Here is a 12,602-nt window from a genome sequence, read left to right on the forward strand (position 1 = left end):
CCGGGCTGCACTATAACCGGGGCGGCCTCAAATCTGAAGTGCAACACCTTGCCATTCGGTAAGGTGTGATGAATGACGAGAACGAAATACCAACAACTACAACCCGAAGAACGCATGCACATCGAGATTTGGAAGGCTGAAGATGTCAGCCTGCGAGCCATGGCTCGCAGGCTTGGTCGCGCGCCCTCGACACTGATGCGTGAGCTTCGTCGCAATGCCAACGCCCGTGGCAGCTATGGCGCAATGAGCGCGCAGGCCTGCCGTACCCAACGCCTCAAAGCCAGCCGCCCGGCCCCTAAGCTTGCTCCTGATGGCGTGCTGTGGGGCGTGGTGCGCCACTTCCTCGATCAGAAGTGGTCGCCCCAGGAAATCTCCGCTACGCTCAAGCGAGCCTTTCCTGACCAACCCGACCTCAACGTGTCCCACGAGACCATCTACAACGCCATCTACGCCTATCCGCGAGGTGAGCTGCGCCGCCAACTCATCGCCTGCTTGCGACAAGGCCACACCAAGCGTCTGCCGCGCTCGCGCGGCACCGACCGGCGCGGCCAGATTCCCGACATGGTCAGCATTCACGTGCGCCCGCCCGAGGTCAACGACCGGCTCATGCCCGGGCACTGGGAGGGCGACCTCATCAAGGGAGCGGGCAACCAATCGGCCGTAGGCGTACTGGTCGAGCGCATGAGCCGCGCCGTACTGCTGGTCAAGATGCCAGACGCCACCGCTGCATCGGCTCTGGCCGGCTTTACCGCGAAGCTGCAATCCTTGGTGGCGCCACTGCGCCAGACCCTGACTTATGACCAGGGCCGAGAGATGGCCCGGCACGCCGAACTGAGCGCCGCCACTGGCGTGCGCGTGTACTTCTGCGACCCGCATAGCCCCTGGCAGCGCGGCACCTGCGAGAACACCAATGGCCTGCTGCGCCAGTACTTACCCAAGGGCACCGACCTGTCCGTCCACTCGCAGGAAGAACTTGACGCCATCGCCGACAGCCTCAACGGCCGGCCGCGCAAAACCCTGAACTGGCACTCCCCGCTACAAGTCCTCGCGCAGGTTCTGGCCAATCCCACGGACCGGCTTCCTGTTCAATAACTGAGGGGTGTTGCACTTCGCACTTGAAACCGCCCTGCTCAAATCTCATGCCCACAAAGGCGTTATAGATGTTGCCGGCAATCCAATCCAGAATTACTACTGGACAGATGCAGCTTTGGCTAGTGGCAAGAACTGGCACCGGTTTTTAGGGCACGGGGTCCGCAAGTCAGGAAATGCTGACCCCGGGTCGCGCCCGTTGCTTAATTAGTGATGTAGACGACGTCCACCCGCTTTGAGGGCGAGCGCTTGGCGGTCGACTATTTATCTATGACGCCCTCAGCTCTCCACAGCACAGCCAGGCGCACTACGAGGAACACCGCGAGGCGCTGGCCGCGCTGGAGCGCGCGGTGGCGGCGGACAGCCCCTTCGATCCGGCCCAGGCCGGCCACACCTGGCGCCTGGCCGCCACCGACTACATGGAGTCCACCCTGGTGCTGCCGGTGCTGGCGCGCCTGCGCGTGGAGGCGCCCGGGACGCGGCTCGCTGTGCTGGAACTGGTGCCGGCCAAGGTGGCGCGGCAGGCGGAGCAGGGTGAGATCGACCTCGCCTTCCACACCACCGAGGGCGCGCCGCCCGCCCTGCACCGGCGCGCGCTGTTCAGCGAGCGCTATGTGCTGGCCGGGCGCGCCGGCCATCCGCGCCTGCGGCGCCGGCCCACGCTGGCGCAGTTCTGCGCGCTCGACCACGTGATCGTGTCGCAGGACGGCGGCGGCTTTCGCGGTGTCACCGACGAGGTGCTGGCGGCGCGCGGCCTGACGCGCCGCGTGGCGCTGTCGGTGCCGCATTTCCTCTTCCTGCTGTCGGCGCTGGCCGGCAGCGACCTGGTCGCCATGGTGCCGGAGCGGCTGGTGCGCGGCGTGCCGGCGCTGCGGGTGGTGGAGCCGCCGGTGGAGGTGCCGGGCTTCGAGATCTCGATGTTGTGGCCGGAGCGCGTGCACCGCGACGCGGCCCACCGGTGGCTGCGGGACCTGATCGTGGCGGCGGTGTAGGGCGCGCGCCGTTCAGTGCGGCGCGGGCGGCGGCGCGGTCGATCCGCGAACGATCAGTTCGGGTACCAGCTCGACGGTGACGGGCGGCGATGCCGGCGCGCCGATCTGCTGCAGCAGCAGGCGCGCGGCGTCTTCGCCCATCTGGTGCACGGGAATGCGCACGGTGGTCAGCGGCGGCGTCAGCGCGTCGACGAAGGGCATGTCGTTGTGCCCGACCACCGAGATGTCGGCGGGGCAGCACAGCCCGTGCTCGCGCAGGTAGTCGTAGCAGCCCATGGCGATCAGGTCGTTGCCGGCGGCGATGGCGGTCATGCCGGGAAAGTCCGCGAACAGGCGCGCGCAGGCCTGGCGGCCGGCCTCGCGCGAGTAGCTGTCGGCTTCCACCACCTGCCACGCCTCGCGGCGCAGGCGATGCCGGCGCACCGCCTGCAGGAAGCCCTCGCGGCGCTGGTAGCCGGTGGAGAGCGCGGCCGGCCCGGCGATGTGGCCGATGCGGCGGTGGCCCAGCGCCACCAGGTGGTCCACCGTGAGGCGCATCGCCAGCAGGTTGTCGCTGACCACGCAGGACGCGCGCCCCGCGTCCTCGCCGCGGTTGATCATCACGGCGGGGATGCGCTGCTTGAGGCAGTAGTCGAGGATCGGGTCTTCCCGTTCGGCCGTGGCCAGCAGCAGGCCCTCGACCTGGCGTCCGACCAGCTGGTCGATGACGAAGCGCTGGCGCACCTTGTCGAGGCCGGCGTTGACCACGATCGGCACATAGCCCTGCTGGGCCAGCACGGCTTCGATGCCGGCCAGGATGGGCGGGAACACCGGGTTGGCGATGTCGGGCAGCACCACGCCCACCAGGCCGGAGCGCTGCGTGCGCAGTCCCGCCGCGATCCGGTTGGGACGGAAGCCGCGCGCCTCGGCCACCTCCAGGATGCGCGCCGCGACGTCGTCGGCCACCAGGTGCCGGGTGGCCGGATTCATCACGCGCGAAACCGTCGAGTAATGGACGTTGATCTCGGCGGCCAGGTCTTTGAGGGTCAGGCGTTTGCGCTCGGGCATGGCGGCGGGATGGGGGATGCGGTGCGGCGGCGGCGCGGGTTGGCGGATCCGCCATTCTAAGCCAGCACCGGGCCGCCGCCACGCGCGGGGGCCGCTTTCCGCCCGCCGCCAGCCCCCTCCTGTGCCTGACCGTGCCTTACTGCCCGCCGCGGATGCCGGCCTGCCGTACCACCGGCGCCAGCCGGGCGACTTCGCTGCGCAGGGTGGCGGCGAAGGCCTGCGGGGTCGAGCCCCTGGCCTCGGCGCCCTGGGCCGCGAGCCGCTCGCGCACGTCCGGCGCCACCAGGGCCTTGGCGATCTGCGCATTGAGCGCATCGACGATCTCCTTGGGCGTGCCTGCCGGCGCCAGCACGCCGAACCAGGAGTCGAAGGCGTAGCCGGGCAGGCCGGCCTCGGCCACGGTGGGCAGGTCCGGCAGGGTGGCGGCGCGCTGGGCGGTGGCCACCGCCAGCGCCCGCAGTTTGCCCTGGCGCACGAAGGGCATGGCCGAGACGGTGGGCGCGAACATGAAGTCCGCGCGGCCGGCCATGATGTCGGTCAGCGCCTCGCCGGTGCCCTTGTAGGGAATGTGGAGGATGTCGATGCCGGCCTGCAGCTTGAACAGCTCGCCGCTCAGGTGGGTCGAGCTGCCGGAGCCGGCCGAGTCGAAGTTGAGCGTGCCGGGCCTGGCCTTGGCCGCGGCCAGGATGTCGCGTACCGAGTGGTAGGGGCCGGTGGCGTTCACGACCAGGACATTGGGCACCGTCGCCACCATCGATACCGGGGCGAAGTCCTTCAAGGTGTCGTAGGACAGGCGCGGGTAAAGCGTGGCATTGATGGCGTGGCCGATCGACACCAGCGCCAGCGTGTAGCCGTCGGGGGCCGACTTGGCGACGATGGCGGCGCCCAGCGTGCCGCCGGCGCCGGGCCGGTTCTCGACGATGACGGTGTAGCCGCCGCCCTCGCCGATCTTGCTGCTGAGGATGCGGGCCAGGATGTCGGTGGCGCTGCCGGCCGAGAACGGTACCACCAGCCGGATGGGTTTGTTGGGGTAGGTGCCCTGTGCGCGCGCGGCGGGGGCCGGCGCCAGCAGCGCGGTCGTGGCCGCGGCCAGGGTCAGGGTCAGGGTCAGGGTCAGGGTCAGGGTCGAGGTCAGGGCGGTGCCGGCGGCGCGCAGCCTGGGGAACAGGTATTGCAGCATCTCTTGTCTCCTTGGTGGGGTGGGGCGCGGCGCGTCCGCGGTGGCGGACGCGCCGGCGAGGGCCGGGCCCGGTCTGCGCCGGGCTCCGGCCGCCTCACGGATAGGGCATGGCCAGCAGCAGCAGGGCGGGCCGGTTGCACGGGTTCGAGACTTCGCGTGCCTCGCCCGGCGCCAGCCGCACCGAGTCGTACTGATGCAGCGTGACGGTCTCGTCCGGCGTGCGCAGGCGCACCTCGCCCTCCAGCACGACGTAGTGCTTCTCCAGGGGAGAGGCGTCCAGGGCGGTGTGCCCGCCCGGCAGCAGCACCGACACGCCCATCCACAGGGCGTCGGAGCGGCCCGCCTCGTGCCCCTGCAGGCGCAGGCAGTGCATGCCGGTGTGGTGCGGCGGGAAGTAGGCCGGTGCTTCGGCGAAGCGGGTGACGTTCATGGCTTGAGCACCACGCGTTCGGGCGCGCCCTGCAGCACCGCGCGATAGGCGTCCTTGGCCTGCCCGAGCGCGAAGGTGTAGTCCTGCAGCACCGGGAAGGGACGCAACGCCCCGCTGGCGAACATCGGCGCCAGCTGGTCGAGGATGCAGGCGCCGGCGGCGCTGTCCAGCGCCAGCGTGTCGACGCCGGCATAGGTGTGCTGGCCGCGGTAGAAGGCGAAGATGTCGAACGGCACCGCGCGCTCGATGGTGGAGATGAAGACCTGGGCGGCACCGATCGCCATGGCCTGGTTGGCCTGCTCGAAGTAGGGGCTGCCGACTGTGTTGTAGACGATGTCGGCGCCATGGCCGCCGGTCTCGTCGCGCACCACTTCGGCGATGCGCTCGCGGCTGGCGTCGATCATCCGCACCGGCCCGCTGGCATGGCCGCGATAGGCCTCGGCGGTGCGCTCGACGGCGAACACGCGCGCGCCCAGCGCGGTGGCGATCTGGATCGCTGCCTGGCCGACCTTGCCATTGCCGCCGCAGACCAGCACGGTGCTGCCCGCGCCCGGCATGCCGGCACGGCGCAGCCCCTCGTAGGCGGTGATGAAGGGCACGCCGACGGCGCCGGCCTCCAGCAGCGAGAGCGTCGACGGCTTCTCGCGCACCGACTCCACCGGCAGGCGCAGGTAGCGCGCATGGCTGCCGTCGCGGCGGATGCCGAGCTCGCCGCCGCTGCCCCAGACCGCGCGGCCGAGCAGCGCGGCGGGACCCTCGACCACGGTGCCGGCGAAGTCGCGTCCGGGCGTGCGCGGCCACACCGCGTGCGGCATCAGGCCGAGCGTGGCCTTGACGTCGCTCGGGTTGACGCCGGCGCTGGCCACTTCGATCACGCACTGGCCGTGCTGGGCGGCCGGGCGGGGCAGGTCGAGCAGGTCGAGCTGCAGGGAGTCGATATCGGAAGCCTTGCGGCTGACTTGGATGGTGTTCACGGGCTTTCCTGTCGGACTTGGGTTTAGGGTGTGGGTGCCGTATGCGTGCGTGCGGCGCGCTTCAGGCGTCGCGCAGGCCGAGGGTGCGGCGGGCTTCGGCGGGCGAGGCGATCTCGCCGCCGAGCGATTCGACGATGCCGCGCGCCTTGGCCACCAAGGCCGCGTTGTCGGGTGCCAGCACGCCCTTCTCGAGGTAGAGGTTGTCTTCCAGCCCGACCCGCACATGGCCGCCGGCGAGCCAGGCCTGGGCCACCATCGGGAACTCGGCGCGGCCGATGCCGAAGGCGGACCAGTGGGCGCCCGGCGGCAGCATGTTGCGCGCGTAGAAGACGGTCTCCGGCGTGGCGGCGAAGCCGTACTTGACGCCCAGCACGAAGGTCCACAGGCCGGGGCCGTCGAGCACCCCTTCGCGCTGCAGGTCCAGCGCCAGGTTGAGGTCGCCGGAATCGAAGATCTCCAGCTCGGGCATCACGCCGGCTGCGCGGATCACCTTGGCCATCTTGCGGACGTTGGCCGGGGTGTTGATGACGACGTCGCCGCCCGAGTTCATGGTGTTCAGGTCGAGCGAGCAGACGTCGGGGCGCAGCGCCGCGATGTGCTCGACACGCTTGGCCGGGTGCAGCAGCGTGGTGCCGGGCGCGGCCACGCGCGGCTCGTCCTCGCTCGGCACGAAGCGTCCGCCGGGGCCGGTGGTGAGGTTGATGATGAGCGTGCGGTGGCGGCGGCGGATGCGGTCGATGACGTCGGCGTAGTAGTCGAGCGACATCGAGGGCCGGCCGGTCTCGGGGTCGCGCACGTGGATGTGCGCGGCGGCGGCGCCGGCCTCGGCGGCTTCCAGCGCCGCGTCGGCGATCTGTGCCGGCGTGACCGGCAGGCCGGGGTGCTGCTCGGGCGTGACGATGTTGCCGGTCACGGCGCAGGTGATCAGGGTTTTGCGTGCATGCATGGGGCGTGGGTGCGTGATGTCCGGGGAGCGGGGGGCGTTCAGCCGAGCAGGCGGCCGCCGTCGATCACCAGGGTGGTGCCGGTGGCGAAGCGCAGCGTGGTGGCGCAGGCGGCGATGGCCTCGGCCACGTCCTGGGCGCGGCCGATGCGCTTGAGCGGCGTGGTCTTGGCCGCGCGTTCGTTGAAGGCGGCGTCGCGGCCCGGCACGAAATCGGTGTCGACCACGCCGGGCGAGACGTTGAGCACGCGGATCTCCGGTGCCAGCGCCCGGCCCAGCGACATGGCCATGGCGTCGAGCCCGGCCTTGGCGGCGCAGTAGGCCACGTTGCTGCCCTGGCCGTTGCGGCCGGCGATCGAGCCCACGTTGACGACCAGTCCGTCGCCGCCGGCGCGCAGGTGCGGCGCGAAGGCGCGGATGGCGGCGAACTGGCCGCGCCAGTTGACCGCGAACAGTTCGTCGATCAGGTCGTCGTCGAGGGCGTCCAGGTCGGCATGCGGGACGGCGCGCGTGAAGCCGGCGGCATTGACCAGGATGTCGATGCGGCCGTAGTGGTGCAGGACCGAGGCGGCCAGTTCGCGCAGCGAGGCGCTGTCGCGGATCTCGGCGCTGGCGGCCAGGTGGTTGCCGGCCGGCAGCGCCGCCGCCGCGCTGGTCGCGCCGTCGTGGTTGCGCCCGGCCAGCACGATGCTGGCGCCGAGGCGGGCCAGCGCGTCGCCGGCGGCGAAGCCGATGCCGCCGGTGCCGCCGAGGATGACGGCGACCTTGCCGGAAAGAGGAGAGAGGCTCATGGTGTGGTGCGCGATGACAGGGTGGATGGGAAGGGATGGCAAGCGTGCAGCGGCCGTTCAGTCGATCGGCGGCTTGGGGAAGGTCGGCGTGCCGGGTTCGAGCGCGAAGTCGAAGTCCAGCGTGTCGTAGGGCGCGGGCAGCTCGCCCCAGGGGCTGCGGCCCTGCTCCACATGGTCGAGCCGGCCCACCAGCTGACGGTGCACGCCGAAGGTCACATCGCCTTCCAGCGCCGGCGCCTCGTCGGCGAAGACCTGGGTGACCAGGGTGCGGTAGCCCGGCGCGGCGACGATGAAGTGGATGTGGGCGGGGCGGTACGGATGGCGCTGCTGCGCCGCCAGCAGCGTGCCCACCGGGCCGCCGGTCGGTACCGGATAGCCGGCCGGGCGCACGGTGCGGAAGTGGTAGCGGCCGTGGGCATCGGTGTGGAAGCGCCCGCGCAGGTTGCGGTCGGGCTGCGACGGGTCCTGGTTGTCGTACAGGCCCACCGGCGATGCCTGCCAGACCTCCACCAGGGCACCGGCCAGCGGCGTGCCGTCGGTGGCGCGCACCGTGCCGCTGACGAACAGCGGCAGGCCGGGCGCATCGTCCTGCACCACGCAGTCGCCGCAGTCGTAGGCCGGCGCGTTGGCGCGGTAGAACGGTCCCAGCAGCGCGCCGGGCGTGCGGCCGTCGCGGGTGCTGTTGTTCATCACCGTGACCAGGGTCGACAGCCCCAGCACGTCCGCCGCCAGCACCACTTCGTTATTGGTGGCATGGGTGGCATGGCCGAGCGCGGCGACGAATTCCAGGCCCCGCTCGAACTCCTCGTCGGTGGGCCGGACCTCGCGCAGGAAGTCGTGCAGGTGCCGCACCAGCGACGCCATCACGAAGCGCAGGCGCGGGTCGGACGTGCCTGCCATGGCGGCCTCGACGATGGGCGTCACCGAAAACTCGTCCTCGATCAGCGCGAGCGCTTCGTCGGCGCGGGATGTCTTGTCGTGAACTGCTGTCTCCATCACTGCTCCTTGCAAACGTTTGCTGCAAACGTTTGCAATCATAGCCGGGGAATCGCAATGGTCAAGGGAAACTTGTGCCGTGGCACCGTGCAGGCTGCGGCAGGAGCCGCGGAAATCCAATGAAAACAAGCCATTACCGCATCTGCGGGCGTGTGCTTGATACCCGCCGGAAGCGGAGGGTGGCGCATGGCCGTTGCCAGGATCGGCGGGCACGGCGGGCAGGCCGCCGGCGTGCCTTGCGGTAATATCTGCGGCGCCGGCGGCCGCTGAAGCCGTGCCGCGCCCGATCCCTGCGAGCTCCCATGTCCTTCTCCAAACTCTCGCTGGCCCGCCGCCTGCGCCTGCAGCAACTCGCCATCTTCGACACCGTGGTCGCCACCGGCTCGCTGCTGGCGGCGTCGCGCGAGCTGCATATGACCCAGCCGGCGCTGACCAAGGCGGTGCAGGAACTGGAGGAACACATGGAGCAGGCGCTGTTCGTGCGCACCCGGCGCGGCGTGGAGCTGACCGATTTCGGCCGCATGATGCACGGGCACTGCCGTTCGCTGCTGGCGGGGGTGCGCCTGCTGGCCGACGACCTCAATGCCTGGAAGGCCGGGGTATCGGGGCAGGTCATCGTCGGTTCGCTGCTGGTGGCCTCGGCGCGCCTGCTGCCCAAGGCGCTGGTGCGGCTGCGCGCGCTGGCGCCGGATGTGGTGGTGGAGGTGCGCGTGGGCGGCAACGAGGCGATGTTCGAGGCGCTGGTGCGCGGCGAGCTGGACGTGATGGTGGGCCTGCTGCCGGCGCAGCCGGGCGATCCGGCGCTGGAGCACGTGCCGCTCTTCGAGGAGAAGCTGTGTGCGGTGGTGGGGCGCCACCATCCGCTCGCCAGCGAGGTGGCGCCGGCGCTGGCGCAGCTCGAGCACTACGACTGGATCCTGCCGACACCGGAGTCCGACGCGATGCCGGCGGCATTGCGCTTCTTCGAGGCGTTGGGCATGAAGCGGCCGGTGCGGGTGATCGAGTCGGTTTCGATCCTGACCAATCTCGGTCTGCTGATCCAGTCCGAGATGATCGGGGTGATGCCGTTCTCGGTGGCCCGGCAGTTCGTCCAGGGTGGCTTGCTGAGCGTGCTGCCGCTGGGCCATGGCAGCGTCTTCGGCACCATCGGCTATACCCTGTGCAAGGGGCGCGAGCCGTCGCCGGCGGCCGAGCGCCTGCTGCAGGCGCTGCGCGAGGCCGCCGAGCCGTAGCCGGGCCGGGTCGTGCCGGCGCGCCGCAGCGCTGGTATTCCTGCTCCTTATACGAACGCGCGAGGATTTCATTATCCGGCGCGCGGCCCGCTCCCTAGAATCCTTCCGTGCCCGTCAGCCGGAGCCCCCGGCCGCGCGAGGCCGGCGCGGCCATCGTGGACGGCGCCATCGGAGGAGACCATCTTGTCGCGATTCAATCTACCGGCGTCGCTGCGGCCGACGCGCAACTATGTGGGCGGCGAGTTCGTCGAAACCGGGCGGACCTTCAGCAACCTGTGCCCGGTGGATGGCCATGAGCTGGCCCAGGTGCACGAAGCCGACGCCGCGCTGGTCGACCGCGCCGTGCGCAGCGCGCGCGCGGCCATGGCAGGGCCCTGGGGCCGCTCCCATGTCGAGGAGCGCGCGCGCCTGCTGCATCGCGTGGCCGACATCATCGAGCGCCGCTTCGAGGACTTCCTTGCCGCCGAGGTGGCCGATACCGGCCGCCCGCTCGGCCAGGCACGCCAGCTCGACATCTACCGCGGCATCCACAACTTCCGCACCTTCGCCGACCTCGGCAAGCTGGCCCATACCGACTTCTTCGAGACCCGGCTGGGCGACGGCACCGAACTGATCAACTACACCAAGCGCAAGCCGCTCGGCGTGGTCGCCAGCATCTCGCCGTGGAACCTGCCGATCCTGTCGCTGACCTGGAAGGCGGCGCCGGCGCTGATCTGCGGCAATGCCATCGTCTGCAAGCCGTCCGAGGAGACGCCGTCGACCGCCACGCTGGTGGCCGAGGCGTTCCACGAGGCCGGCGCGCCGGCCGGCGTGTTCAACGTGGTCCATGGCTTCGGCCCCGGCTCGGCCGGCGAGGCGCTGACCACGCATGGGGGTGTCGACGCGGTGACGTTCACCGGCGAGTCGCGCACCGGTGCCGACATCATGAAGGCGGTCGCCGACGGCGTGAAGGAGGTGTCGTTCGAGCTGGGTGGCAAGAATGCCGCCATCGTGTTCGCCGACGCCGACTTCGATGCCGCCGTGGAGGGCATCGTGCGCTCCAGCTTCACCAACGCCGGCCAGGTGTGCCTGTGCACGGAGCGCGTCTACGTCGAGCGTCCCCTCTTCGAGCGCTTCGTCGCCGCGCTCAAGGCGCGCACCGAGGCGCTGCAGGTGGGCTGGCCCGACCAGCCCGGGGTCTTCATGGGCTCCTTGATCTCGCACGGCCACCGCGACAAGGTGCTGTCCTATTTCGACCTCGCCGTGCAGGAGGGCGCCACCGTCGTCGCCGGCGGCCGTGTGCCGCAGTTCGGCGACGCGCGCGACGACGGCGCCTTCGTGCTGCCGACCATCTGGACCGGCCTGGCGGACGACGCGCGCTGCATGCGCGAGGAAGTGTTCGGCCCGGTCTGCCACCTGGCGCCGTTCGACAGCGAGGACGAGGCGATCCGCCGCGCCAACGACAGCGCCTATGGCCTGGCGAGCAGCGTGTGGACCACCAACCTGTCGCGCGCGCACCGCGTGACGGCGCGCCTGCACGTGGGCATCGCCTGGGTCAATACCTGGTTCTCGCGCGACCTGCGCACACCGTTCGGTGGCAGCAAGCTGTCGGGCATGGGGCGCGAGGGAGGCCGCTACTCGCTGGACTTCTACTCCGAGACCACCAACGTCAGCATCAAGATCTGAGGCGCCATGCTGCAGAGAATCCTCTCGACGCGCGTGGCCGCGCCGAAGTTCGCCTATTCGCCGTGCGTGCGCCACGGCGCCACCGCCTACGTGGCCGGCATGGTGGCGCTGGACCCCGACAGCGGCTGCCTGGTCGACGGCGGCGTGGCCGCGCAGACCCGGCGCATCTTCGACAACCTGCAACTGGCGCTGCCGGACTATGGCCTCGATCTCGATGCCCTGTGCCTGGCGCGCGCCTACCTCAGCGATTTCTCCACCTTCGCCGAATTCAACCACGCCTGGGAGTCGGTCTTCGCCGGCCGGCCGCTGCCGGCCCGTACCACGCTCGGTGTCGCCGCGCTGCCGCTGGGCGCCGCGGTGGAGATCGAGTTCACCTTTGCCTGCTCCACAGCGGAGCGCCCATGATGCCGAGGGAAGCCATGATCGATGAAGTCGTCCAGCAGGTGGCGCAGCGTCTTTGGCGCGCAGCCGAACTGCGCCAGCCCACCCCGCCCGTGCGCGAAGAACTGGCCGCCGCGGCCGGACCTGGCGGCGACGTGCTGACGATGGCCTACCAGGTGCAGCAAGTGCTGAGCGAGCGCCGCCTGGCCGGTGGCGAGCGCCTGGTCGGCCGCAAGATCGGCCTGACGTCGAAGGCCGTGCAGCGCCAGCTCGGCGTCGACGCGCCCGACTTCGGCGCGCTGTTCGCCACCATGGCGGCCGGCGACGGCGAGGAGATCGCCTGGTCGCGCACCCTGCAGCCCAGGGTCGAGGCCGAGATCGCGCTGGTGCTGCAGCGCGACCTGCCGCACCTGTCGCATACGGTGGCCGACGTGATTTCCGCCACGGCCTACGCGCTGCCTGCGCTGGAAGTGGTGGGCAGCCGCATCGCCGACTGGGACATCCGGCTGGCCGACACCGTGGCCGACAACGCCTCGTCCGGCCTGTTCGTGCTGGGCACGCGGCCGGTCACGCTGGACCGGCTCGACCTGGTCGACTGCGGCATGGTGATGGAGCGCCGCGGTGAGCCGGTCTCGAGCGGCGTGGGCGCGGCCTGCCTGGGCAATCCGCTCAACGCGGCGGTATGGCTGGCCGACACCATGGCCCGGCTGGGCGCGCCGCTGCGCGCCGGCGACGTGCTGCTGACGGGGGCGCTGGGGCCGATGGTGGCGGCCGCGCCCGGCGATGTGTTCCAGGCGCGCATCGAAGGGCTGGGCTCGGTGCGGGCCGTCTTCGGCGGGCGCGACTGAAGCCGCGCGATCCGCCGCACCACGAAACCCCTGC

12 protein-coding genes and 1 pseudogene are annotated in these 12,602 nt (G+C 70.8%); 6 read left to right on the forward strand and 7 right to left on the reverse strand.

Going from position 1 to position 12,602, the window contains the following annotated elements:
• The first annotated feature begins 72 nt into the window (after positions 1 to 72).
• Together BKK81_RS23255 and BKK81_RS23260 are read left to right on the forward strand one after the other, a co-directional pair.
• The gene (locus BKK81_RS23255; protein WP_071018074.1) at positions 73 to 1,092 is read left to right on the forward strand and encodes an IS30 family transposase; all 1,020 of its coding nucleotides are present in this window, start codon (positions 73 to 75) and stop codon (positions 1,090 to 1,092) included.
• 308 nt (positions 1,093 to 1,400) lie between these two features.
• A pseudogene (locus tag BKK81_RS23260) lies at positions 1,401 to 2,081 on the forward strand (LysR substrate-binding domain-containing protein); the annotation flags it as partial.
• A 12-nt stretch (positions 2,082 to 2,093) separates the two neighbouring features.
• Here BKK81_RS23260 and BKK81_RS23265 read toward each other — a convergent pair.
• From BKK81_RS23265 to BKK81_RS23295, 7 genes are all read right to left on the reverse strand, one after another.
• On the reverse strand, positions 2,094 to 3,128 hold the full coding sequence (locus BKK81_RS23265; RefSeq protein WP_071018075.1) for a LacI family DNA-binding transcriptional regulator: 1,035 nt from the start codon (positions 3,126 to 3,128) through the stop codon (positions 2,094 to 2,096).
• A 136-nt stretch (positions 3,129 to 3,264) separates the two neighbouring features.
• Entirely contained in the window at positions 3,265 to 4,308 is a 1,044-nt protein-coding gene (locus tag BKK81_RS23270) for a tripartite tricarboxylate transporter substrate binding protein (protein ID WP_083384377.1), read from the reverse strand.
• 94 nt (positions 4,309 to 4,402) lie between these two features.
• Positions 4,403 to 4,738, reverse strand: a complete 336-nt coding sequence (locus tag BKK81_RS23275) for a cupin domain-containing protein (protein ID WP_071018076.1) — start codon at positions 4,736 to 4,738, stop codon at positions 4,403 to 4,405.
• Positions 4,735 to 5,712, reverse strand: coding sequence for a quinone oxidoreductase family protein (locus tag BKK81_RS23280; protein ID WP_071018077.1), 978 nt, complete (start codon positions 5,710 to 5,712; stop codon positions 4,735 to 4,737). The genes BKK81_RS23275 and BKK81_RS23280 overlap by 4 nt, the downstream gene beginning before the upstream one ends.
• Positions 5,713 to 5,773: 61 nt before the next feature.
• On the reverse strand, positions 5,774 to 6,658 hold the full coding sequence (locus BKK81_RS23285; RefSeq protein ID WP_071018078.1) for a 3-keto-5-aminohexanoate cleavage protein: 885 nt from the start codon (positions 6,656 to 6,658) through the stop codon (positions 5,774 to 5,776).
• Between the two features lie 38 nt (positions 6,659 to 6,696).
• Positions 6,697 to 7,446 (reverse strand): SDR family NAD(P)-dependent oxidoreductase, encoded by a 750-nt coding sequence (locus tag BKK81_RS23290; RefSeq protein WP_071018079.1) that lies wholly within the window; start codon positions 7,444 to 7,446, stop codon positions 6,697 to 6,699.
• A 57-nt stretch (positions 7,447 to 7,503) separates the two neighbouring features.
• Positions 7,504 to 8,442: a dioxygenase family protein gene (locus tag BKK81_RS23295; RefSeq protein WP_071018081.1), complete on the reverse strand. Its 939-nt coding sequence runs from the start codon at positions 8,440 to 8,442 to the stop codon at positions 7,504 to 7,506.
• 302 nt (positions 8,443 to 8,744) lie between these two features.
• On the opposite strand from BKK81_RS23295, the gene BKK81_RS23300 reads away from it, so the two are divergent.
• The 4 genes from BKK81_RS23300 (at position 8,745) to BKK81_RS23315 (ending at position 12,568) form a co-directional block, all read left to right on the forward strand.
• A complete protein-coding gene (locus BKK81_RS23300) occupies positions 8,745 to 9,674 on the forward strand; it encodes a LysR substrate-binding domain-containing protein (protein ID WP_071018083.1) in 930 nt (309 codons plus the stop codon).
• Between the two features lie 183 nt (positions 9,675 to 9,857).
• A complete protein-coding gene (locus tag BKK81_RS23305) occupies positions 9,858 to 11,339 on the forward strand; it encodes a 2-hydroxymuconic semialdehyde dehydrogenase (protein ID WP_231908203.1) in 1,482 nt (493 codons plus the stop codon).
• A gap of 6 nt (positions 11,340 to 11,345) precedes the next feature.
• Positions 11,346 to 11,744 (forward strand): RidA family protein, encoded by a 399-nt coding sequence (locus BKK81_RS23310; RefSeq protein ID WP_071018085.1) that lies wholly within the window; start codon positions 11,346 to 11,348, stop codon positions 11,742 to 11,744.
• Positions 11,745 to 11,758: 14 nt separating this feature from the next.
• Positions 11,759 to 12,568, forward strand: coding sequence for a 2-keto-4-pentenoate hydratase (locus tag BKK81_RS23315; protein WP_071022127.1), 810 nt, complete (start codon positions 11,759 to 11,761; stop codon positions 12,566 to 12,568).
• Positions 12,569 to 12,602 lie beyond the last annotated feature (34 nt).

This window comes from Cupriavidus sp. USMAHM13, from assembly GCF_001854285.1.
Classification (GTDB): domain Bacteria; phylum Pseudomonadota; class Gammaproteobacteria; order Burkholderiales; family Burkholderiaceae; genus Cupriavidus; species Cupriavidus malaysiensis.

Bases quoted from the DNA above. Each gene is read 5' to 3' on its own strand.
- BKK81_RS23255 (WP_071018074.1), top strand. From the start codon at position 73: ATGACGAGAACGAAATACCAACAACTACAACCCGAAGAACGCATGCAC.
- BKK81_RS23265 (WP_071018075.1), bottom strand. From the start codon at position 3,128: ATGCCCGAGCGCAAACGCCTGACCCTCAAAGACCTGGCCGCCGAGATC.
- BKK81_RS23270 (WP_083384377.1), bottom strand. From the start codon at position 4,308: ATGCTGCAATACCTGTTCCCCAGGCTGCGCGCCGCCGGCACCGCCCTG.
- BKK81_RS23275 (WP_071018076.1), bottom strand. From the start codon at position 4,738: ATGAACGTCACCCGCTTCGCCGAAGCACCGGCCTACTTCCCGCCGCAC.
- BKK81_RS23285 (WP_071018078.1), bottom strand. From the start codon at position 6,658: ATGCATGCACGCAAAACCCTGATCACCTGCGCCGTGACCGGCAACATC.
- BKK81_RS23290 (WP_071018079.1), bottom strand. From the start codon at position 7,446: ATGAGCCTCTCTCCTCTTTCCGGCAAGGTCGCCGTCATCCTCGGCGGC.
- BKK81_RS23295 (WP_071018081.1), bottom strand. From the start codon at position 8,442: ATGGAGACAGCAGTTCACGACAAGACATCCCGCGCCGACGAAGCGCTC.
- BKK81_RS23300 (WP_071018083.1), top strand. From the start codon at position 8,745: ATGTCCTTCTCCAAACTCTCGCTGGCCCGCCGCCTGCGCCTGCAGCAA.
- BKK81_RS23310 (WP_071018085.1), top strand. From the start codon at position 11,346: ATGCTGCAGAGAATCCTCTCGACGCGCGTGGCCGCGCCGAAGTTCGCC.
- BKK81_RS23315 (WP_071022127.1), top strand. From the start codon at position 11,759: ATGATCGATGAAGTCGTCCAGCAGGTGGCGCAGCGTCTTTGGCGCGCA.